The following is a 20,220-nucleotide window of genomic DNA, read 5'->3' as shown; positions in this document are numbered from 1 at the left end:
TCAACGTACTCCTTCATTGGCCGCGGCGGCGCGAGCGGCCCGACGTTTCTGAATATTCTGGCGCAGCCGCTGGGCGGCCGATTCCACCGCAGGGTTCGGTGCGGGCCGTTGCTGCGGCACGCTCATATTGCTGCCGCCGGGCTGGGGGCCCGGCTCGCCCGGGCGGGCAGCGCCCGGTTCGATCTGCATGATCGTGCCGGTACCCGGAGCGGTGTTCGCCGTCGCAGGGGGCTTGTTGTCGATCGGAGCGCCGGCCGGCAACTTCAGTTCGGTGCGGCCCGCCGACGAATCGAACAGCGCCGAACGCGGGCGCACCTCCACCAGCTTCACGCTGCCGTCGGGCAGCGCCTCGCCTTCGTGCAGGCGCACCTGCTTGTCGCCGTTCTTGTCGTGCAACAAGACCATGCGCAAGCCGGGCGTGAGAATGATGCCGGTCAGTTCGAGATCGCCTAGATTGCTGCCGCCGTCGGCCGCGCGGGCCACCGGTTTGCGGTCGGGACTGAACAAGGGCTTTTGCCAGACCAGCGCAAACCTCTGCAGCGGCAACGGCTGCGGCAGATCGGCAGGATTGCCGGTTGGCGGCAGCGCGGCCAGCGAGCGCGGCGCATCCCACTTCGCTTCGCGGCCGACACCGCTCAGCAACGCCAGCAGCACGGCACTCAGCAGCACTACCAGCGCAACCAGGATAGGCGTCAGCTGACGCTGGTTCGCGGCGTTCATAGCGCGCCTCCCGCGGTGGCGGACGTCGCGTTGGTGCCGGACGGCGCGGGCGACGCCGCACCGCGGGCCGGCCGCACATAGCCGGACAAGGTGAACTGCACCTCCAGCGGCGCCGCGTGGTTCTGCTGCGCCGCCACCGGGTTGCGGTAGATGCCGAGATCGTCGACAAACAGATACGGCGTGCCCTGCTCCAGCGCTTGCAGCACCGCCGCCAACGGTTCGATGTCGCAGCTCAGGCTGATGCTCACCGCGGCCTTGCGGTACGGCTCGCCGGCACTGACCGGCGGATTCGGCAGCGGCATCTTCTGGCTTACCACGCAGCTGCCGCTTTGCGTGTTGCCGGCCACCACGTCGACCACGCGCTGCATCAGATCAGCCGCGGCGGTGTTCGGGTCGTCCGCGGCCAGAAACGCGCTGCTGGCAGCCTGGCCTGCACCGAGCGCGGCGATGCGCTGCTGCAACGCCGGCTTCTCGGCGATCGCTGCGGCATAGCGACTGTGTGTGTCGCGCAGGTCGGCCATGTCGCTGCGGATCTGCTGCAGCGGCGCCACGAACCACCAATGCAGCAACACGAAATAAGCCAGCAGCAGCGCCAGCAGCAGCAATGCGATCGCCGCGATGCGGCTGTCGCGCGGATTGAGCGCGGTCATCTTCATGGCGCGCTCCCGCCATTTGCCGGGCCCGTCGCCGGGGCCGGCGACTTCGGCTTGCCGGTCGTGGGCTGGTGCACGCGCGCGGTCAGGTAGAAACGTTCCTTGCCGGTGGTCGGATCGGGCTGGATGCTGCCTTGGAAACTGGCGTCGGTGATCAACGTGGAATCCTTCAGCGTGTCGAGCAGTTTCGCCGCCTGCTGACTCTGCCCCTGAAAACCGATCTGACCGGTGTTGTCGACGCTGAAGCGCTCCAGCCATGCGCTGTCGGGCAGCCGCGTGGTGGCTTCCTGCAGCAGGCTGAGCATGCTGACGGTGTTCTTCTTGCGCTGGGCCAGGAAACCGGCCGCGCCGGCGTTGTCCTGCAGCTGCTGGCGCAGCGCGACCACTTGCTGCGCCTCACCGCGCATGCCGTCGACCTCGGTCTGCATCTGGCTGAGTGCAGTCTGCCGGTTGTGCAGCCATGCGCCGAGCACCGATACCAGCAACAGCACGCAGGCAGCGGCCAACGCCAGATTCAGGCGGCGCCGCGGGCGCACGCGATGCGGTATCTGTTCCGGCGGCAACAGGTTGACGCCGAGGCGATCGTTCGCTACTGCCACGTCCACCGCGTCGATCGAGATACCTTGCGCGCGCAGGCGCGCCAGCAACGGATCCAGCGTGCCGCGGGTGACCGCAACCAGTTCCGCATTGAACCGGCCCGCTGCCGCGGACGTGGTCAGCTCGCGCGCGGAATAATACACCTGCGCCACGTTGAACGGCGTCTGCCGATCCATCTCGAACGCGATGACTTGCAGCAGGTTGTCGCGGGCAGCCAGCGGCAACGCCAGTTCCCGGCGCAACACGACGGCGGCCGGCAACAGCAGCGCCAGTCGCCTATCTTCGCGATCGACGTGGTGCAACGCCGCGTCCAGTGCCACCGGCGCGATGCGCGCATCGCCGGCCGGGTTGTCGACGCTGTCGTCCCAATTCGCCAGCAGTTCGGCGTAGCCGCTGCGGCGCAACGTCCATTGTGTATCGGAGTGCTGCAGCAGATACCAGTCCGCGCCACTGCCGAACCAGCCGCGCCAGCGCAGCGGCAACAAGCGAAGCAGCTCGCCGCCCCACCAGCGGAAAAATCCCGGCATCGGCGAAGCACGCCAGGCGCGGCGCAGGCGATCCATCAGCGGCCGCAGCGACTGCGTTGCCGTACTCATTCCTTCTCTCCCTCCTGCCAGCGCAGCACCGTGTACGGCTGTGCGCCCCCCTGCCCCGTCAAGCGAATCGTGGCACGCAGAACGGCATGCGTGCCGTCGGCCAGCGTAGCCTCAGACTGGATACTATGCGTTGTTCCATTGCCCAGAACCAGACTCGGGTCCGTCGCCTGCCTGGCGCGCGCGGCCTGGATCGCCGCCAGTTGTTCCGGCGTCATGCCCGGAATCGCGGCCAGCGCCAGCGGCGGTGCGGTATTCGGATTGGGGCTCGCGGTACCCGACCAGATCGTGACCACCGGCGCCAGCTGCCGATACAGCGCCGGCGTGATGCCGAGCACCATCTGCAATTCCTCGATGCTGACGAACGGCCCATGGCGCGGGCCGTAATCGCGCCCGGCCGCCACATACGCCGCCCGGTCGGTGTCGGCCTCGCCGGCGGGACCGGCCGGGCTGTGCCAATCCACCACACGGTCAGCCAACACCTGCGCCTCGGCCGGCTTCATACCGGTGGCACGGAACAGCGCCTGCAGCACCTCGGGCGTGGCGGTGTTGAGATCGACCTTGCCGCTCTCGTCGATCGCCGACAGCGTGATCTTGGCGTTGTCGTAGGGGAACGAATAAACCCTGCCGTCACCGATCCAGCGCTGCTTCACCACCGGATCCTGCAAGCCGTAGACGGCACGCATCAGGCCGGCTTCCGCGGCGTAATGCGCCTGGGTCTGCGCAAACAGGTAGCGCGCCTGCAGACCTTCGGTGCGCGCCAGCGCGGCATAGCCGCCGAGCAGGATCGCCAGCAACGTGCATGCCCACAGCACCAGCAGCAGCGCAACCCCGCGCTGATCGCCATGCGGCGGCAGTGGCCGACGTCTCATCGCAGGCTCCCGCCGCGCAAGCCCATCCGCTGCAACAAACCGGTCTGTACCGGGTTGACCCGCAACGGCACGTCCAGCTGCGGCCAGTCGGCACCGTCTCGCGACCGCAGCGTGATGCTCACCAGCTGCGGCAGCAGCCGGCCATCGGCCCATGTCGGTGCCCACGGCACGGCGGCGCCCCGGGCATCGATACCGCGATAATTGAAGCCGCCGTCGCGGATGTGATCGAGCAGCACCTGGGGTTCGCCCAACGGCTGCGGCGGCTTGCCGTCAGGCGGCAGCAAGACCAGGCTCAGCTCCAGCCGCAGCCCCTCGTGGCCGTCGTCGACCAGCTGCAGTCGCTGCAATTGCGGCCCGAGCTTGCCGAGGTAACCGGGCAGCGGCGCGACATAGCGCATCTCGTGCGCGGTACCCACGAAAAAGATCGGCTCGCCCTGATCGGTGTGGCCGATCGGCTGAGCCAGGCTCTGCGCCAGCTCGCGGCGCAGGAACTGCTGGGCCGAGCGGATCTGATCAAGCCGTTCGATCGCGGCCGTGCCCGAACGCACGCTGTGGGTGGCGGTGCGAATGCCCGAATACACGCCGACCAGCAACAGCGCCAGCAGCACCAGCGCGGCCAGCACTTCCAGCAAGGTGAAGCCGGCCGCGCGCTTCACGGAGACGCCTGCGCATTGTTGGCAACGTCCGGACCGCCCAGCCGCAAGGTGCGGAAATGCGCCGAACGCGGATGCGCCAGCGGCCCCCACAGCACGTCCAGGTCAAGCTGATAGAGCCGCAGCGGCGTCCCCGGTGCAGCATTGCCGGCCTCGTTCCATGGCGTCACGTCGAGCTGCCAGCGGTACTGCTGGTCGAACCGGCCCGAGCTGCTGCCCAATCTGATCGGCTCGCCCACGAACACGCTGTCGAGCAGGCTGCGCGCCCGCATCGCCGCCTGGCTGTGTTCGGCCGCGTTCTGGGTCAGGTTGATCGACGCGCCGGCCACCTTCATCAATGCGGTGAACGCGATCGCCAGCAGCATGATCGCCGCGATGACTTCGAGCAGGCTGAAGCCGCCTTGATGTTTCATCGCTGCGCTACCGCGTCGACCACACGCACTTCGCCGGTCAGCCACGACACGTTGACATGCCACTCGCGCTTGCCGCTCTGCAAGGTGATGCGCCCGCCGGTGGAACTCCCGTCGGGAAAGAAGCGGATGCGCCCGGTATGATCGTTCGGCCGGTCTTCCTTCGCGCTGGTGATGCTCACGCGCATGCCTTTCGGCAGGAGCACTTCCTGCTGCTTCACGTTGCGATAGCTGTTTGCCTGAGTGTCCACGTCGAAGTGCTGGTCCTGCCCGCGCACGATCGCCTGGGCACGGACGGCCCGCAACGCGCCGGCCAGCTCGCTGCCGGCCGCGCGCACGCGTGCACTGGCCAAACCCTGCGTCACCGAGATCGACACCGCCGCCGCGGCAATGCCGACCAGCAGGATCACCGCCAGCATTTCCAGCAAGGTGAAGCCGATGGCGCGCGAGGGTCGCATGCTTACTGCCAGTTACCCACGTCCTTGCTGTAGCCGTCGCCGCCGGGCTTGCCGTCCTGGCCGTAGAAGACCAGGTCGAAGCGGCCGTTCTGGCCCGGATACTGATAGCCGAATGCATGTCCCCACGGATCCTTCAGCTCGGACTCCTTCGCATAAGGCCCTTGCCAGTTCGTTGCGTTGGCCGGCTTCACCAGCAGATCCTGCAGCTGTTGCGGCGGCGAGCCGTTGTCCAGCGCGTAGTTCTCGATCTTCTGGCTCAGCGTCGTCAGCTGCGCCTTGCCGGCGCCGTACTTGCCCTTGTCGACGTTCTTGCCGACCTGCGTCACCACCACCGCACCGATGATGCCGATCAGCACGATCACCGCCAGCATTTCCAGCAGGGTGAAACCGGCATTCAAGCCGATACGTCGCGGTTGCCTGTACTGCATGGGAATCACCTCAAATCTGCGGATGGGATGTCTATTGGATATTGCTGGTCAGGCTGAGCAGCGGCAGCAGGATCGCCGCCATGATGATCGCCACCATCACCGTCATCACGATGGTGAGCGCCGGCACCAGCGCAGCGAGTAAACGATCGATCGCGCGTTTGGACTCAAGTTCAAACGTGTCGGCCACTTTCAGCAGCATGGTGTCGAGCTGACCGGCCTCCTCGCCGACCTGCACCATCTGCATCGCCAGCCGCGGAAACAGTTTCGACTGCCCCAGCGCGAGGCTGAGGCCGGAGCCGCCCTTGACCTGTTCGTGCGCCGCGCTCAAGGCCGTATCCAGCGCAAGATTGCCAGTGACCTGACGGGCGATGGTCAGCGCGCTCAGCAGCGGCACGCCGTTCTTCAGCAAGGTACCCAGCGTGCGCGCGATCCGCGCGGTCTCCACTTTCAACAGCAACGGGCCGACCAGCCGCATGCTCAGCAAGCGGGTATGCCAGGCCAGCCGCGCAGCCGGATCGCGCAGACGCCCGCGCCACACGAACAGTCCGCCACCGAGCAGCAGCAGGATCAGCCACCACCAGGACTGCAGCGTATTGCCCACCACCAGCACGGCCTGGGTGATCCATGGGATCGGCACCTGCATGTCTTCGAAGATCGGCACGAACTGCGGCACCACGTAGGCCAGCAGCAGCACCAGCGAACCCAGCACGCCGACCATCAGGAAGGCGGGATAGATCAGCGCGTTGACGATGCTGCCGCGCATCGCCTGCGCGCGTTCCAGATAATCGGCGAGCCGGCGCAGCGTCTCCTCCAGCGAACCGCCTGCCTCGCCGGCGCGCACCAGGCTGACGTACAGCTTGGGAAACACGCCGTGTTCCTCGTCCAACGCCGAAGACAAAGTGTTGCCGCCCCGCACGCGGTCGCGCACGCGCTCGATCAGCTTCTTCGCGTTCTCCCCCTCGGGCAGGTCGAGCAGGATGCTGAGTGCGCGATCCAGCGGCTGGCCGGCACCAAGCAGAGTCGCCAGCTGATGGGTGAACTGGGCCAGCTGATCGCCGGTGAACGGACCGCGCTTGAACAGCCCCGCAAGACCGCTGCCGCCGGCCGCGCCATCGGCCGGCCGCGCTTCCAGCGGCGTGTGGCCCTGATCCTGCAGGCGGCCGATCACTTCCTCGACGCTGGCAGCCTCCATCTGGCCTTGCAGCATCTCGCCGGCATCGTTGACCGCACGATATCGAAACTGACTCATGGGACTCGATGCCTCCGAGCCTCGACAAACTCAAACACATGCGAACCCGCACGGCACGTTCGCCCCCTCTCCCCGTCGGGGAGAGGGGTGGGGGCTTGCCATGAAGCAAGCTCAAGCCGCGCTTCGAAATAGCCTTGCCGCAAGAGTGACCCCTCACCCCAGCCCTCTCCCCGGTGGGGAGAGGGAGAAAGAGCATTAGCCCTCCTGAGTGACACGCAGCACCTCCTCCAGTGTGGTGATGCCGGCCACGGCCTTGGCGATGCCGTCCTCGTACATCGTGCGCATGCCTTCGGCGCGCGCCTGCCTTTCGATCTCGCCTTCATTGGCACGCTGCATCACCAGCCGGCGCAGCGGATCGCTCATGGTCAGAAACTCCATGATGGCGCGGCGGCCGCGGTAGCCGGTGGGGTTGGCCGCGCTGCTGCCCGGCTTCCACAGCCGGATCGGACGCTCGTCGGTGTATTTCTCCAGCTCGAACTGTTCGATCACTTCCGGCAATGCCTCATAAGACGTCGCGGTCTCCGGATCGAGCCGGCGCACCAGCCGCTGCGCCAGGATGCCGTTGATGGTGGAGCCGAGCAGGTAATCCTCCACGCCCATGTCGAGCAGGCGCGTGATGCCGCCGGCCGCGCTGTTGGTGTGCAGCGTGGACAGCACCAGGTGGCCGGTGAGCGCGGACTGGATCGCGATGCGGCAGGTTTCCAGGTCGCGCATCTCGCCGATCATGATCACGTCCGGATCCTGGCGCATGATCGAGCGCAGCGCGCCGGAGAAATCCAGCCCGATCTGCGGCTTCACCTGGATCTGGTTGATGCCTTCGAGCTGGTATTCGACCGGATCCTCGACGGTGATGATCTTCACGTCGTTGGTATTGATCTTCGACAGCGCGGTATACAACGTGGTGGTCTTGCCGGAACCTGTGGGGCCGGTCACCAGCAGGATCCCGTGCGGCCGCTCCAGCACATCGACGAAACGCTGCTGGAAACTGTCGGTGAAGCCCAGCGACGCGAAGTCGAACACCACCGATTCGCGGTCCAGGATGCGCATCACCACCGATTCGCCGAAGCTGGTCGGTACGGTCGACACGCGCAGGTCGAGTTCCTTGCCCTGCACGCGCAGTTGGATGCGGCCGTCCTGCGGCAGGCGGCGCTCGGCGATGTTGAGCCGCGCCATGATCTTCACGCGCGAGATCACCGCTGCCGTGGACGACGATGGCGGCGCTTCCACTTCGTGCAGCACGCCGTCGATGCGATAGCGCACTTTCAGGCGGTTTTCGAACGGTTCGATATGCACGTCGGAGGCGCGCTGCTCGACCGCGCGTTGAAGAATCAGGTTGACCAGCCGGATCACCGGCGCCTCGGAGGCCAGGTCGCGCAGATGCTCGACGTCGTCCTCTTCCGCGGCGCTGCCGTCGAGGTTCTCCACGATGGTGCCCATCGCCGAGCGGCCGCTGCCGTAATAACGTTCGATCAAGCCGTCGATTTCCGAGCGCAGCCCGACCCGCAACGCCACCGGTCGGCCGGCGGCGAGTTCGACAGCCTGCAGCGGATACGGATCGGCAGGATCGGCCACGATCAAGGCCAACCCGTGCTCGTCGTCATGTACCGGCACCACATGCTGCTGCTTGAGAAAACGCAGCGACAGTTCGAGCTCGGCCGGCGGCAGTTCCGGCGCATCGCGCGCGGACAGCAGCGGCACCTGCAGCAATTCCGCCCACGCCTCGGCCAGATCGCGCTCGGACACCAGCCCGAGCCGCGCCATCAAGGTCGTCAGCGTGCCCTCGGCCGATTCCTCATGCAAACGGCGCGCACGACCCAGATCGCTGTCTTTCAGGCGACCACGCGCAACCAGCCATGCGCAGACTTCCGCTTCGCGGCCGTCCAGCATCCGGTCTGCCCCGCCAGTTACCGGCTCAATCGCTGCCGACATCCATCCACCCCGCTAGGTACGTGCCAACACCGCTGCGCGATCGACCGCGAGACGGTGAAATCCATAGTTATCACATCCACCCGGGCACACGCGAATCTCCCCGGAGTTCGGCCCTATGCCGTTCATGCTCGGGATAGCCCGACATTGTGCCGGGTTGACCAGCGATAAAGACAATACGCCATCTAGGAATATTTCCCCCTGTTCAAAAACTGGCAGCGCGGTCGCAAGGTCATACGCCGGCGATGGGCCCCAGCGGGATGCTGTCTGCGAGAATGACGTTTCCCGACACGGAAAAACCCATGCAGCTCCTCGATATCGGCGCCAATCTCACTCATGAATCGTTTCACCACGACCTCGACGCGGTGTTGCAGCGGGCCGGCGAGCATGGCGTGACGCGCATGATGGTGACCGGTGCCTCGCGCGATGGCAGCCGTCACGCCGCGGCGCTGGCCGAAGCGCACCCTGGCCTGCTTTTCGCCACGGCCGGCGTGCATCCGCACCACGCTGTCGATTACGACGATGCCACCGACGCCGCACTGCGCGAACTGGTGCACCATGCTGCGGTGCGCGCCGTGGGCGAAACCGGCCTGGACTACAACCGCAACTATTCGCCGCGCGACGTGCAACTGCAGGTGTTCGAACGCCAGCTGCAGATCGCCGTCGACCTGCAGATGCCGCTGTTCCTGCACCAGCGCGACGCGCATGGAGATTTCGTGGCGCTGCTCAAGCGCTATCGCGACAAAGTGCCGGCCGCGGTGGTGCACTGCTTCACCGACACCGGCGAAGCGTTGCGCGAGTACCTGGCGCTGGATTGCCACATCGGCATCACCGGCTGGATCTGCGACGAGCGCCGCGGCACCCATCTGCGCGAACTGGTGCGCGAGATTCCGGCCAACCGGCTGATGATCGAGACCGACGCGCCCTACCTGCTGCCGCGCACGGTGCGACCGCCGCCCGCGCATCGGCGCAACGAGCCGATGTACCTGAAGCACATCTGCGAAGAGATCGCCCGCGACCGCGGCGAACCGGTGGAAGTCACTGCAGCGAACAGCACGGCGGCAGCCGAGGCGTTCTTCGGGCTGCCAAGGCTCTGATATCCATTCGTCTTTAAACGGCTGGAACGCTCACGCTCTCCAGCCGAGTATTTTTGCTCGTCATTCCCGCGAAAACGAGGTTTTCAACAGACGACTGTCTGATCATCCAGTGATCTCAAAACCTGTGGACTCCCGCTTTCGCGGGAATGACGGCGTGGCCGCCTCAACCGCATCGATGCCGGTGCGCTTCGCATGCCGCTGGGTGGCCGACCACGAGCGCAGGTAGGCGAGAAACTGCGCGAGGTTCCAGTCCGCGCGCATCATGAAACTGGGCGCTCCCACCGGCGCGAACGGGAACGGCAGGTCGCGGTAGCCGGCGTCCACCAGCGCGCGCTCGGGCGGCCAGTCCGGCCCCAGCGTATCGGCGTAGAGGCGGCGCGATACAGCGCGGCGTGGCTGGAGAAATGATCCTTGAATTCCATGCTAGCGCTCTGTGATTTGCCGAATAGCTGGTTGGCACCATCGTGCAACGATTCGCTCCTTTTCCATTTCCTTATTTACCTGCACGAGCCGAACCGATTCGCCATTTATCAAAAGCCGATGGTCTTGATAATCATCAGCTCGCTTTTTTTAAACCATCGCCGTACATGCCATCCCACGCCAAATAATGCGGTCCATTCCCTACATATTTTCGGCCCGACCTGACAGACCGACAACGCCATTTGCGTAATGATCTACTTGCCCAAATTACCGACCTGTTCGGTGATCCACGGCAAAGCAAAAAAGCGCGGGCCGCATGGGCTGGAACCCACACGACCCGCTGACCACAACCAACTAAGCGAGAGTTGATCATGGCTACGACAAAGCATACGGCATGTACCTATCCCCATGCCGCCACCCCCATTCCCCTCCCGCTCCTGATCGGCCGCGCAACGGCCAAGCCCGGCCATAGCCCAACAGCAGCCGTGCACACACCCGCCGACCGCACCGCCGCGTAAGCCACCCCGCGCCCGATCACGCACCGCCGCGCGCACGCGCAAGGCGCGCGCGGCCACGCCAGGAGCACCACCATGGAAAGTAAACACCACGCCCCGCTCTGCCAGGACGACAACTGCTGTCTGTCCGAAGACGCCTGCTACGAGCTGCTGCAGATCCGCGACCAGCTACTGCTGCACGCCCACTGCATCGCCCCCATCACCCATCAGGAGGACGATGCCATCCTCGAACTCCCCCGCAACATGCTCGCCGACTGCTTCCGGCAACTCGCCGACCGCCTCACCCGGGCACTGGAACCCACCGCCACGGCCAAGCCCGACGACTGACCCGCCCAAGCCTGCACACGACAAGAACAAGACGCCCAGCGACCGCATCGCCGGGCGTCTTGCCCTTCCGCCTCCAGCGACAGCCCCGGTAAATGCCATACGTCCTCGTCCCCCCGAATCGATCTGTCATGATCAGTCCGCCGAACGCCGCAATCGACCGACTGGCCAACCACTGACCGGCAGTTCGCGACCCCAACCTGCCGGTCGTGACGGTCCGCTTTAGGGCAGGCCGCTAATCGACGAGCCTTGACATCGGCGATCCGAAACCAGGGCATGCACATCAGCCGATGAGGCACGCAGCAGCATGTCATTACGTACCGTGGCGTATGAAAGTCTCTGGGATCGGGATGGGACGCTGGCCACATCGACCCCGTAGAATCCGGCGATCAACGGAACATACAGGGGCGAGGGAATGAAGTCAGAAACGTGGGACATTCGTCATGTCTATCAAGGGCGCCGCCTCTTTGCAGTTCCGCACTACCAGCGCGCCTACGCATGGTCCCGGACTGACCAGTGGGAGGCTTTGTGGGAGGACATCAAGGCCAAGGCGGAGGACCGGCTAGCCCTAGATCCAAAACAGATCGCCCCGCACTTCCTGGGTGCCACCGTGGTGGAGCAGCAACCCTGATCGGGGTTGCGCGGTGTGGACACTTTTCACATTATCGACGGCCAGCAACGCCTGACCACACTGCAGTTTGTCCTGCGCGGGTTGGTGGTGGCCTTCAACGAGGCACACGTGTCAGGGCTGGTGGCCACCTTCGAGGACTGCATGCGGAACGGGTCGGCGGACACCATGAATCGCCCTGAGGTGGAGGCCTACAAACTCTGGCCGACCTTCCGCGACCAGGCCAACTTCAAACTCGCCTTCGATTGCACCACCTTCAACGATCTGCGCGTGGCCTTTCCTGGCAGCTTCACTCAGCAGGGCCATCTGCGCGCATATGGGCAGCATCCGCCAGCGTTGGAGGCTATCTGGTTCTTCGCCGCGCATTTCCAGGAATGGATCACCGAGGAAGGCGATCCTAGCCAGCGGGCCGAGGCGTTGGCCCTGGCGGTACTAGAAGACCTCCGGCTGGTCATGATCTTCCTGGAAGAGGCCGACGATGCCCAAACCATCTTCGAAACCCTGAACGGACGGGGCGCTGCGTTGAACGCTACCGACCTGGTGCGTAACTTCATTTTCATGCGCGCGGCACGGGAGAACACTGAGTCGGCTGATCTCTACGAAACCAAGTGGACGCCCTTTGAGCAGGCCCCTTGGACCAACATCGAAACGCGCGGACGCATCAAGCGTCCCCGGCTCGAGTGGTTGCTCTACACCATGCTGCAGGCGGAAGGACGCGCTGAAGTGGACTTGGCTCGTCTCTACAACCAGTACAAAGCCTACGCCGCCCCCAGCGGCAAGCCCCCGCTTACAGCGGCGCAGCAACTGGATACCCTGACCAAATACGCCGCGCACTACCAGGCCCTCACATCCGGAGAGGGGCCGCTCCCCATTGCCCAGTTCGGGCGGCGCATCATCCCCTATGAAGCCAGTACTCTCCATCCGCTGGCGTTGCTGATCTCCACCTCCGACCGAACGGACGCAGAGAAGACCGCGATGTTCAATTTGCTGGTCTCCTTCTTGGTCCGGCGGGCGGTCTGCGGCCTGACCAATAAGGCGTACGCCAGCATTTTCATGTCGGTGATGCGTCAGTTGAATCGGGAGGAAATCTCCGAGACGGCAGTACGCAAGCACCTTTCCGGTTCCAAGAGCGACACGACGCGGTGGCCGGACGATGCCGAATCCCTGCGCGCGTTGACCTCCTATGCCTTGTACAGCGGCAACCTAGACGCGCCCAAAGCTCGCCAACTGCTCACCGAGCTGGAGGCCGCGTGGCGGCGCGGGAAAAAGACCGAGGAGCTGGTCTTGCCCAACCTGAGCAATCTGGACATCGAACACATCATGCCCCGCAGTTGGTACGCGCACTGGCCGTTGACCGACGGGACGCACGCGACAAAAGATGAGAGGGAGCATGCAGCGAACGCCAAACTCAGTGGACTGGATCTCACCGGGAGACAGGAGGATATCCTCAGACGGGATGTGGCTCTCAGTACCCTGGGCAACCTCACACTTCTGAATCTGAGCGTGAACCGCGAGGCTCAGAACAAGGCGTTCCCGGACAAGAAGCGCCTGCTTATAGCGCACAGTAATCTCAGTTTGAACACCGCGCTGATCGCTTTGGACCAGTGGGATGTCGATGGGATCCTGGCCCGTGGGGCAGAGTTGGCGAGCCTCGCCTTGGATCTGTATCCGGGACCTCAATGACCGTCTACGCCCCTAACGCGCGGGCGGAACAGTGGCGCAAACCGTACCCTCAGCATCACTCGCCATGCTAGAGGGATATTCGAGGGCGTAACCATGTGGGACGTCGAGATTGAGCAAACGAAACAGCGGGCCAGTTCGGCCAATAAAGTGATCGAGCAGTTGACAGAGCAGCTCGCGCTCTATGCGTGGGAAAACAGCGATCAGCGTCTGCTCGTGGCGCTTCCTCTGTTGCAGTCATCGATAGATGTGGCCGCCGCTGCGACACGACTCCTCACCACCGACCCCGTTCAGTACGGCAGTGCCGCTGAGGCTATGTTCCGTCCGCAGTTGGAACGTTACATGCGCGCAGTGTTTTTTGGATCGTCGGTGCTTTCAACAGACGCAGAGGTATTGGCGTTTTTCGAGAATGACGAGATGCCGAAGCGGAAGCCTCCAAACATTCCAAATGCCAAGGCGCGCACGATTTCGTTCGATATGCTGACGCAAACCGTGGCGGAAGAAGTCATCAGACAAACCGGAAAGGATGGTGTCGCAGTGGCGCAAGGTTTCGCAGATGCCATCAGGCTTGAAAAGGACGACCTCCACGGCGCAGTGCACGGCGGGAGGATGGTCATTCGCCGTTACCTCACCGACGTACTTGCTCATAACCCGTGGGCATTGGCCCAAGGCGCGCTCATCAATGCCATGATGCTCTTCAGCATTTTGGCACTTAGCCAAGCGGCACACCTTCACGGAGTGCGTAACGGCGGAGCGGAGTTTCGCGTTACATCCGCATTCGGAAAGTTGCTCCGCGAGATCTTGCCTGGTATGCCGGAACCGACCGGGGCGGCGCGATAGCGTCCATTGGGCGCGGGGCGTTGCCAACGAGCAAGAACAGGCGCAAATCGCGGCCGACAACAAGACCGTTAACCAATGCGCGTGACAAGTAGATTTAACGTGTTGCGATGGTGACGATTGCCCTCGTTCCAGGGGCCGCGGCGTTGGATGGATGTGTCGATCGTGTTCATGGCAGACATCCTGCCGATGTGGCAGAGCGCTGCCAGTGTGCACCTATGTTGCGAATGGGCAATGTTCGACCCATTTGATCCGATCGCGAACGGCAGCTTTCGGGAAGGCCGAGTTGTTCTACGTCGACCTTGTCATCACCGCTCTTGGAGAAATCCCGTTGGAACTGATTTCCAGCAATAAGAAGTTGGTAAACACACTGTCGCGGCTGATCGAGGACTATACCGAAATCCAGTTCGCGGTCGCTTGGGCCACCTCTGGCAACTCGGTTTTCGAGCTTCTGCAAACACACTACGGCAGAATATCTAGGGCAGTCATTGGCACGCACTTTTATCAGACGCACCCGGACGTGCTTGACGCGTTCCATGGCCTCAAGGAGGTACGCTTCGTCCTTCAGCCCAGCGGCGTTTTTCATCCCAAGATCTTCCTGTTCCGGAACAGGGACTTCTGGGAAGCCCTAATCGGAAGCGCGAATCTCACCAATGGGGCACTGGGCAAAAATTCCGAGACCATGCTTCTAGTCGGTGGCGCCATTGGGGAGCCCAATAACCTCGAACACAAAATGGGCCGCCTCATCGAGGAATACTGGGGCGATGCCAAGACCATCAAGAAATCCGAAGCTAAGGCATATCGGCAGATATGGGAACAGAAGCGGGCCATGCTCGATCGTCTCAATGGCCAGTATGGGTCTAATAGGGCTTCTCGATCGCCGACGGAATCGCCTGTCATGTCCATGGCATGGCGCGATTACTTCAAGGCTGTCAAGGCCGATCCTTATCACGGTTTTGAGAATCGCTGCGACATTCTCGCCATCGTCCGTAAGGCGTTTGCCGAGAATGATTCATTCGCCGAGATGGATCTGGCCATGCGCAAAACAATCGCAGGGCTCCCCAACGACGAGGAAGACCGCTGGGGGTGGTTTGGCAGCATGCAGGGCGCGGGGTATTACCATCAGGCCGTCAACAACAACAACGAGCACATTTCGCGCGCACTGGATCACATTCCACGACGCGGAACCGTGACGCGTTCACAGTACGAAAGCTACATCGCGGAATTCATCAAGGCGTTCCCCAACGGCAAGCACGGTGTAGCCATCGCCAGTCGCCTCATTGCGCTCAAGCGCCCGGATCAGTTCATTTGCCTGGACGGCAAGAACCAAAAAGCGCTCTGCGACGACTTTAGTATTAAGCAGTCAGGCATGAACTACGAGCGCTATTGGGATGAGATCATCGGGCGCATCATGGATACGCCGTGGTGGAACTCCGAACGCCCCAAGAACAAAATTGAAGGGGCCGTCTGGGATGGCAGGGCCGCAATGCTCGATGCCATTTTCTATGAGGAATAATGCTCATAACGCGCACCGGTCAGGACGCGCCGGCCGCTTGAGAGCGGTGTATCAAACACCGTGAATGGCAGCGTGTTTAATTTTGGGAGTGTTTCTTCGCGATGCTGCACGATAAAACCTAACGTTGGAGTTAAGCAGCGGCGAAGCCATCCGCCTTGAACGAGTTGTTAGCCGGCTGGATCCACATTTGGGGCGCTCTTGGAAAGAGTCCCGATCAATGCAGGGGTGGCCACTCCCAAGTGGATCGCCAGCCATGGGTTGAGGACGGCGCCGGAAATAACATAGAGAACCACCACGCCCCCTCCAACAACGACCATAAGCCCTGTTGTAACCCAGTAGAAAGTAGAACAGAGCCAATCAGGGCGTTTAGCCTTGGCGTGTTTGCGGAGCTGATATAGGCCATAGAGTTCCGTGACAATTCCACCTAGCGTACCCAAGGTGAACCCCTCTATGAGTCCCATGTCAGTTTCCAAACTTGGCAGAATTTAGGGCTTGGAAAGCAACCCAGAGATCTTCAGTGGCGGATACCTTTTCCTTTGAGGCGTACAGCTGCTTTCCAGATTTTGACTTTACGAAGGATTTCCTAACTGCTGTACTCGAATCCAAAACTGTCTTGACGAACTCTGGATCTAGGTGTGTGTCTCGTGCGAGACCGTTGAGGGTGCGATACTTGTACGTCGAATTGTTTAGAGCCTTCAGCACGCGGTCCTTTGCCTCGGCTTTTGATTTGTTGGGAAATTTTCGCTTCATGGTGAGCGCCTTTTGAAGGCAAACGCTGGAGTTAAGCGGCGGCGAAGCCGTCCGCCTTGAACGTGTTGTTAGCCGCGCGCCAATGCAAACGCGGCGGCCAGAACCGGCCACCACTTTTGACAAACGTCAGTAATGTCGTTGGCAATGCCTGTAATCTTGCTTGCTTTTTCAAGAAGAGACAAAGCAACAGTATTGCGCCGGGACTCCGGTGGAGTTGCTGCTTCCTTTGCGACAACGCTTATGGTCTCAACCAGTTCGTTTTTTTGATTTCGTGTTAGATCGCCACTTTGCAGGATAGCTTCGGACAAGGCCTTTATTGCCTCCGCCAAATTGGGCTCGCCTATTTGTACGAGCGCAGAAATAGACTGATCGACGCTGCCAATTGACCCGGTGTTGATCGTCCCAACAACGCTGTTGTTGACTGAGATGTTGTGCAACTTGACGTCTCCGATATGCACGGGCTTTGGTCGTGGCGGGAAGCGAGGCCCAATAGCCGGCACGCCAAATTGAGAAGATATTTCATCGCTCAGATAGTCCATCATCCGCTCGTGATTCTCCAGCTCTTGCTGCTGAATGTGCGAAGCCTTGGAGAAGCAATCAAGACACAGCGGGATATTTTCCTCGCCGAATTGGTACATGGCTTGGGATGAGCACTGATAACACTTCACGCCATGGCTTCCATTTGATGGGCTTACTATTGAATATACGGACGCGTGGGTCCGGTTATACATCCCGTGTTGGCCTCCGCGAACGTTAACACAACCTCATGATGTAGAAGGAACTTGGCGGGGCTGCGTCCGGCTTACCGTAATTGGTATAGCCTGACGCGGCTGACGCTGGAATCACGCCTCCTCGCGCTGCCGCAAGCACCGGCTAGGCAGGCTTCCAACGACTGCTATTCGGCAACTTGCGGGAGCCGCGACCGACAGCTCCTGGCCGCTCGCAGCCCTTGCTGACTCGACGACACCTGGGATGCTCGACCGACGGAGGTCGATCCATAGCGGATATCAGGAGCAACAACGTGAGGAGCAATAGCGTGCGGATGGTGATTGATTCCAACTTTTTGGTGCCGCTTCCCGGGAAGCCGTCCAAACTACAGGAGTATCTGGCAAAGAAGGTCACCCACTTTGCTGTCCTGCCGGACTTTCTGTTTCTGGAGGCCTATAAGAGGGGGGCGGTGGACGGAGTGTGCCGAAGCATGGAGGTTCTCTGCGAATTTCCGCGGCAGGTCCTAGTCCTTAAACCGACAAAGGTATGTTCAGGCTTGCACGGCCGCGAGGCTGGGCTTCAGCGCCGGATGATCGCCGAGAAGCAAACACGTGAGTTTACTGAATACCCTCGACTTCTTGAGCAGGCGCGGGCTGGCGACGCGGGCGCGATCCGGCACATCGTGTCCGATAGTAGATCTCCGGCGGAGCATATGGATGGCCTTGCGGAAGAGGCTTCCGGGCTGGGAGAACGCATTGATGAATTTGCCCGTGGCTTCTCACGCGAAGACCTCGCGAGCATCCGCAAGGGTGACGTGCCGTCCATCGAGGGGGTGGCTCACATGTTTGATCAGTTGGTAACCCAGGTGACCGGAGTTCTGCGAGGGCACCCTAACGTGGGCCGCTGGCCCAAGAGGCAGGAAGTCGCAAACACTCTCATATTCAGAGCGTGTCTCTGCCACGTGCTTCTGGCGATGGATCTTGGGGCGCAAGGCGCTCAATCGAAAACGTGCACCGCTAAGTTGGTAAATCATCAGGTGGATGCTTTCATTGCCGCCTATGGGACTTTCTTTGATGGCGTCTTCTCAAATGATAAGCAGTTAGTGAAGACGCATAAGACGGCGCGTACATGGATAGAGGTATTCCGCCGCGTCGGATAACCATGCAAACCGATGCCATAAAGTTATGCCATCGGCGAGCGCGACGATGCCTGCGTGAACCCTGGCTTGGTGTGTCCATCGCCACGGAAGGTTCCAATCCATGTCAGTCACGCGATACTGAATCGCCCCGGGATTCCCAAGAGCCCTTCGCATTGCGCTGCGACGCTCGATACTTCCCGAGTGACCGCTTTGCGGCGGCCATTTGCTGCAGCCGATCGGCCGTTGTTGGCCGGTTCCGGCCATAGGCCCACGCTCGCACCACCTATCGATCAATGGTTGCCATTGACCGACTTCGTTGGTGTGCGCATTCGCCGGCGGAACGCCGCTCGCCTCAGCCGGACAGGTGCCGGACTTCGCCGGGAGCGAGCCCGTCCAGCGCGTAGTCGCCGACCCGCACGCGTATCAGCCGCAAGGTCGGGAAGCCCACGGCCGCGGTCATGCGCCGCACCTGGCGATTGCGGCCTTCGCGCAAGGTGAGGCTGAGCCAGCTGGTGGGGATGCTCTTGCGGAAACGCACCGGCGGATCGCGCGGCCACAACCAGTCGGGCTCGGCAATTCGTACCGCCTCCGCCGGCAAGGTCGGGCCATCGTTCAACTGCACCCCGCGACGCAAGGCCTGCACGGCCGCTTCGTCGATCTCGCCGTCGACCTGCGCGAGATAGGTTTTGGCCTGCTTGTGGCGGGGGTCGGTCAGCTGATGCGCCAACCGGCCATCGTCGGTCAGCAGCAACAGGCCTTCGCTGTCATGATCCAGACGCCCAGCCGCATAGACGTCTTTTTGCCTGACGAATTCGGCCAGCGTGCGGCGCCCTTCCGGATCGGTGAACTGACACAGTACGCCGTACGGCTTGTTCAATGCGATCAGCATGGCGATCCGGCTCGCGTGTCTATCAGGAAACCTCAAAAACCCTTGCTCTGGACCGTCATCCCAGCGAAAGCTGGGATCCAGCGCCCCTGGGTTTCAACGAATAGAGTCACCGGGTCCCAGCTTTCGCTGGGATGACGAGGGCCAGTTTTTCGCGACCCCTTCAGTGAGCCGATGCGGCGGGCGGCGGCGGCAACGGCTTGATGAAACGGAGAGTCATCCGGTCGGATTCGCCGATTGCCAGGTACTTCGCCTTGTCCTGCTCGCCCAGCGAGAGTGTGGGTGGCAGCGTCCACACACCCTTCGGATAATCCTTGGTGTCCTTCGGGTTGGCATTGATCTCGCTGCTCTCCTCCAGCACGAAGCCCGCTGCGGTGGCCAGTTTCACGACGTAACGGGTCGGCAGGTAGCCGCTCTGCTTCACCGTATCCAGCGAAGCCTCATCGCTGGCACGATGATCGACAACGCCGAGCACGCCGCCGGGCCGCAACACCGCGAAGAACGCCTTGAACATCGCCGGCGCGGTATCGGCCATGACCCAGTTGTGCACGTTGCGGAAGGTGAGCACCAGGTCGGCCGAACCGGGCGCGCCGAACACCGGCGCCTTCGGATCGAATTCGACGAACTTCGCCTTGCCGTAATGCGCCGTATCGGCTGCAAACTTCCGGTGCAGGGCATCGCCATCGCGACGCGCTTCACCGTCGCCTGCGGGCGCCTGCACGGCGGCGATGTAGTGCCCGTTGTCGTGCAGCAGCGGCGCCAGGATCTCGCTGTACCAGCCGCCACCGGGCGTGATTTCCACCACCGTCTGATCCGGTCGGATGCCGAAGAACTGCAAGGTCGCCTTCGGATGGCGATACGCGTCGCGGGCACGGTTCGCAGGCGAGCGCCAGCTGCCGGCCAGCGCGCTGTCCAGCTGCGCCGAAGTGAAATCGCCGGCACTGGTCGGTGGTACCAACTGGTCGGCAGGCTGATCGGGCTCGACCGAGGCCGCCGGCACCACTTGGGCGCCGGCCATCATCGGCAGGCCCAGGCAGACTGCCAGCCACAGCGCTGCGCCCACGCGCACCGGTTTCATCTTTGCCATCTTCGTCCCCTTCGCTTCCATCTCGCGCTTCATCGATTGCTCCTTGGCGTATTAGCCATTATCGGCCCGCAATAT

The 20,220-nt window shown here is 62.6% G+C and carries 21 protein-coding genes and 1 pseudogene; 7 read left to right on the top strand and 15 right to left on the bottom strand.

The window, feature by feature from the left end; all coding sequences use genetic code 11:
• The 10 genes from BUA26_RS16985 to gspE form a co-directional block, all read right to left on the bottom strand.
• Complete coding sequence (locus tag BUA26_RS16985) at positions 1–720, bottom strand: general secretion pathway protein GspN (protein WP_072762079.1); 720 nt, start codon at positions 718–720, stop codon at positions 1–3.
• Complete coding sequence (gene gspM / locus BUA26_RS16980; RefSeq protein ID WP_072762078.1) at positions 717–1,376, bottom strand: type II secretion system protein GspM; 660 nt, start codon at positions 1,374–1,376, stop codon at positions 717–719. Before gspM ends, BUA26_RS16985 begins: the two co-directional genes overlap by 4 nt.
• Complete coding sequence (locus tag BUA26_RS16975) at positions 1,373–2,566, bottom strand: PilN domain-containing protein (RefSeq protein ID WP_072762077.1); 1,194 nt, start codon at positions 2,564–2,566, stop codon at positions 1,373–1,375. The genes gspM and BUA26_RS16975 overlap by 4 nt, the downstream gene beginning before the upstream one ends.
• The gene (locus BUA26_RS16970; RefSeq protein WP_072762076.1) at positions 2,563–3,435 is read right to left on the bottom strand and encodes a type II secretion system minor pseudopilin; all 873 of its coding nucleotides are present in this window, start codon (positions 3,433–3,435) and stop codon (positions 2,563–2,565) included. The genes BUA26_RS16975 and BUA26_RS16970 overlap by 4 nt, the downstream gene beginning before the upstream one ends.
• Positions 3,432–4,091, bottom strand: coding sequence for a prepilin-type N-terminal cleavage/methylation domain-containing protein (locus BUA26_RS16965; RefSeq protein ID WP_072762075.1), 660 nt, complete (start codon positions 4,089–4,091; stop codon positions 3,432–3,434). Before BUA26_RS16965 ends, BUA26_RS16970 begins: the two co-directional genes overlap by 4 nt.
• On the bottom strand, positions 4,088–4,501 hold the full coding sequence (locus BUA26_RS16960) for a type IV pilus modification PilV family protein (RefSeq protein WP_072762074.1): 414 nt from the start codon (positions 4,499–4,501) through the stop codon (positions 4,088–4,090). Before BUA26_RS16960 ends, BUA26_RS16965 begins: the two co-directional genes overlap by 4 nt.
• The gene (locus BUA26_RS16955) at positions 4,498–4,956 is read right to left on the bottom strand and encodes a GspH/FimT family pseudopilin (RefSeq protein ID WP_072762073.1); all 459 of its coding nucleotides are present in this window, start codon (positions 4,954–4,956) and stop codon (positions 4,498–4,500) included. Before BUA26_RS16955 ends, BUA26_RS16960 begins: the two co-directional genes overlap by 4 nt.
• A 2-nt stretch (positions 4,957–4,958) precedes the next feature.
• On the bottom strand, positions 4,959–5,384 hold the full coding sequence (gene gspG / locus BUA26_RS16950; RefSeq protein ID WP_072762072.1) for a type II secretion system major pseudopilin GspG: 426 nt from the start codon (positions 5,382–5,384) through the stop codon (positions 4,959–4,961).
• A gap of 31 nt (positions 5,385–5,415) precedes the next feature.
• Positions 5,416–6,633, bottom strand: a complete 1,218-nt coding sequence (gene gspF, locus BUA26_RS16945) for a type II secretion system inner membrane protein GspF (RefSeq protein WP_072762071.1) — start codon at positions 6,631–6,633, stop codon at positions 5,416–5,418.
• 195 nt (positions 6,634–6,828) lie between these two features.
• On the bottom strand, positions 6,829–8,520 hold the full coding sequence (gene gspE / locus BUA26_RS16940; RefSeq protein WP_178368625.1) for a type II secretion system ATPase GspE: 1,692 nt from the start codon (positions 8,518–8,520) through the stop codon (positions 6,829–6,831).
• A gap of 341 nt (positions 8,521–8,861) precedes the next feature.
• On the opposite strand from gspE, the gene BUA26_RS16935 reads away from it, so the two are divergent.
• A complete protein-coding gene (locus BUA26_RS16935) occupies positions 8,862–9,656 on the top strand; it encodes a TatD family hydrolase (RefSeq protein WP_072762244.1) in 795 nt (264 codons plus the stop codon).
• 102 nt (positions 9,657–9,758) lie between these two features.
• Here BUA26_RS16935 and BUA26_RS16930 read toward each other — a convergent pair whose 3' ends face one another.
• Positions 9,759–9,980, bottom strand: a complete 222-nt coding sequence (locus BUA26_RS16930; protein ID WP_072762069.1) for a hypothetical protein — start codon at positions 9,978–9,980, stop codon at positions 9,759–9,761.
• Between the two features lie 686 nt (positions 9,981–10,666).
• Between BUA26_RS16930 and BUA26_RS16925 the strand changes: the two genes are divergently transcribed.
• The 5 genes and pseudogenes from BUA26_RS16925 to BUA26_RS16910 all read left to right on the top strand — a co-directional run bounded on the left by BUA26_RS16925 (position 10,667) and on the right by BUA26_RS16910 (position 15,576).
• Positions 10,667–10,918, top strand: a complete 252-nt coding sequence (locus BUA26_RS16925) for an XAC0095 family protein (RefSeq protein ID WP_072762068.1) — start codon at positions 10,667–10,669, stop codon at positions 10,916–10,918.
• Positions 10,919–11,330: 412 nt separating this feature from the next.
• Positions 11,331–12,089 (top strand): annotated as a pseudogene (locus BUA26_RS20780) (DUF262 domain-containing protein); the annotation flags it as partial.
• Positions 12,090–12,101: 12 nt separating this feature from the next.
• Positions 12,102–13,226, top strand: a complete 1,125-nt coding sequence (locus tag BUA26_RS20835) for an HNH endonuclease family protein (protein WP_343124230.1) — start codon at positions 12,102–12,104, stop codon at positions 13,224–13,226.
• Between the two features lie 93 nt (positions 13,227–13,319).
• Positions 13,320–14,063 carry a hypothetical protein gene (locus BUA26_RS16915; RefSeq protein ID WP_072762067.1) on the top strand — a complete coding sequence of 248 codons (744 nt, stop codon included), beginning with the start codon at positions 13,320–13,322 and terminating at the stop codon, positions 14,061–14,063.
• A 283-nt stretch (positions 14,064–14,346) separates the two neighbouring features.
• Positions 14,347–15,576 (top strand): phospholipase D family protein, encoded by a 1,230-nt coding sequence (locus BUA26_RS16910; RefSeq protein ID WP_072762066.1) that lies wholly within the window; start codon positions 14,347–14,349, stop codon positions 15,574–15,576.
• 462 nt (positions 15,577–16,038) lie between these two features.
• Here BUA26_RS16910 and BUA26_RS20265 read toward each other — a convergent pair whose 3' ends face one another.
• Together BUA26_RS20265 and BUA26_RS16900 are read right to left on the bottom strand one after the other, a co-directional pair.
• Positions 16,039–16,326: a hypothetical protein gene (locus BUA26_RS20265; protein WP_143154315.1), complete on the bottom strand. Its 288-nt coding sequence runs from the start codon at positions 16,324–16,326 to the stop codon at positions 16,039–16,041.
• Positions 16,327–16,394: 68 nt separating this feature from the next.
• The gene (locus tag BUA26_RS16900) at positions 16,395–16,964 is read right to left on the bottom strand and encodes a hypothetical protein (RefSeq protein WP_072762064.1); all 570 of its coding nucleotides are present in this window, start codon (positions 16,962–16,964) and stop codon (positions 16,395–16,397) included.
• Positions 16,965–17,368: 404 nt separating this feature from the next.
• On the opposite strand from BUA26_RS16900, the gene BUA26_RS16895 reads away from it, so the two are divergent.
• The gene (locus BUA26_RS16895) at positions 17,369–18,193 is read left to right on the top strand and encodes a hypothetical protein (RefSeq protein WP_072762063.1); all 825 of its coding nucleotides are present in this window, start codon (positions 17,369–17,371) and stop codon (positions 18,191–18,193) included.
• Positions 18,194–18,524: 331 nt separating this feature from the next.
• Here the strand turns inward: BUA26_RS16895 and BUA26_RS16890 are convergent, their stop codons facing one another.
• A complete protein-coding gene (locus BUA26_RS16890) occupies positions 18,525–19,061 on the bottom strand; it encodes an rRNA large subunit pseudouridine synthase E (RefSeq protein WP_072762062.1) in 537 nt (178 codons plus the stop codon).
• Between the two features lie 160 nt (positions 19,062–19,221).
• Entirely contained in the window at positions 19,222–20,178 is a 957-nt protein-coding gene (locus BUA26_RS16885; protein ID WP_255368402.1) for a class I SAM-dependent methyltransferase, read from the bottom strand.
• Positions 20,179–20,220 lie beyond the last annotated feature (42 nt).

Source organism: Rhodanobacter sp. OK091, assembly GCF_900142825.1.
GTDB lineage: Bacteria > Pseudomonadota > Gammaproteobacteria > Xanthomonadales > Rhodanobacteraceae > Rhodanobacter.
Note: the sequence above shows the minus strand (reverse complement) of the source record. Positions and strands in the feature narration are given on the sequence as shown.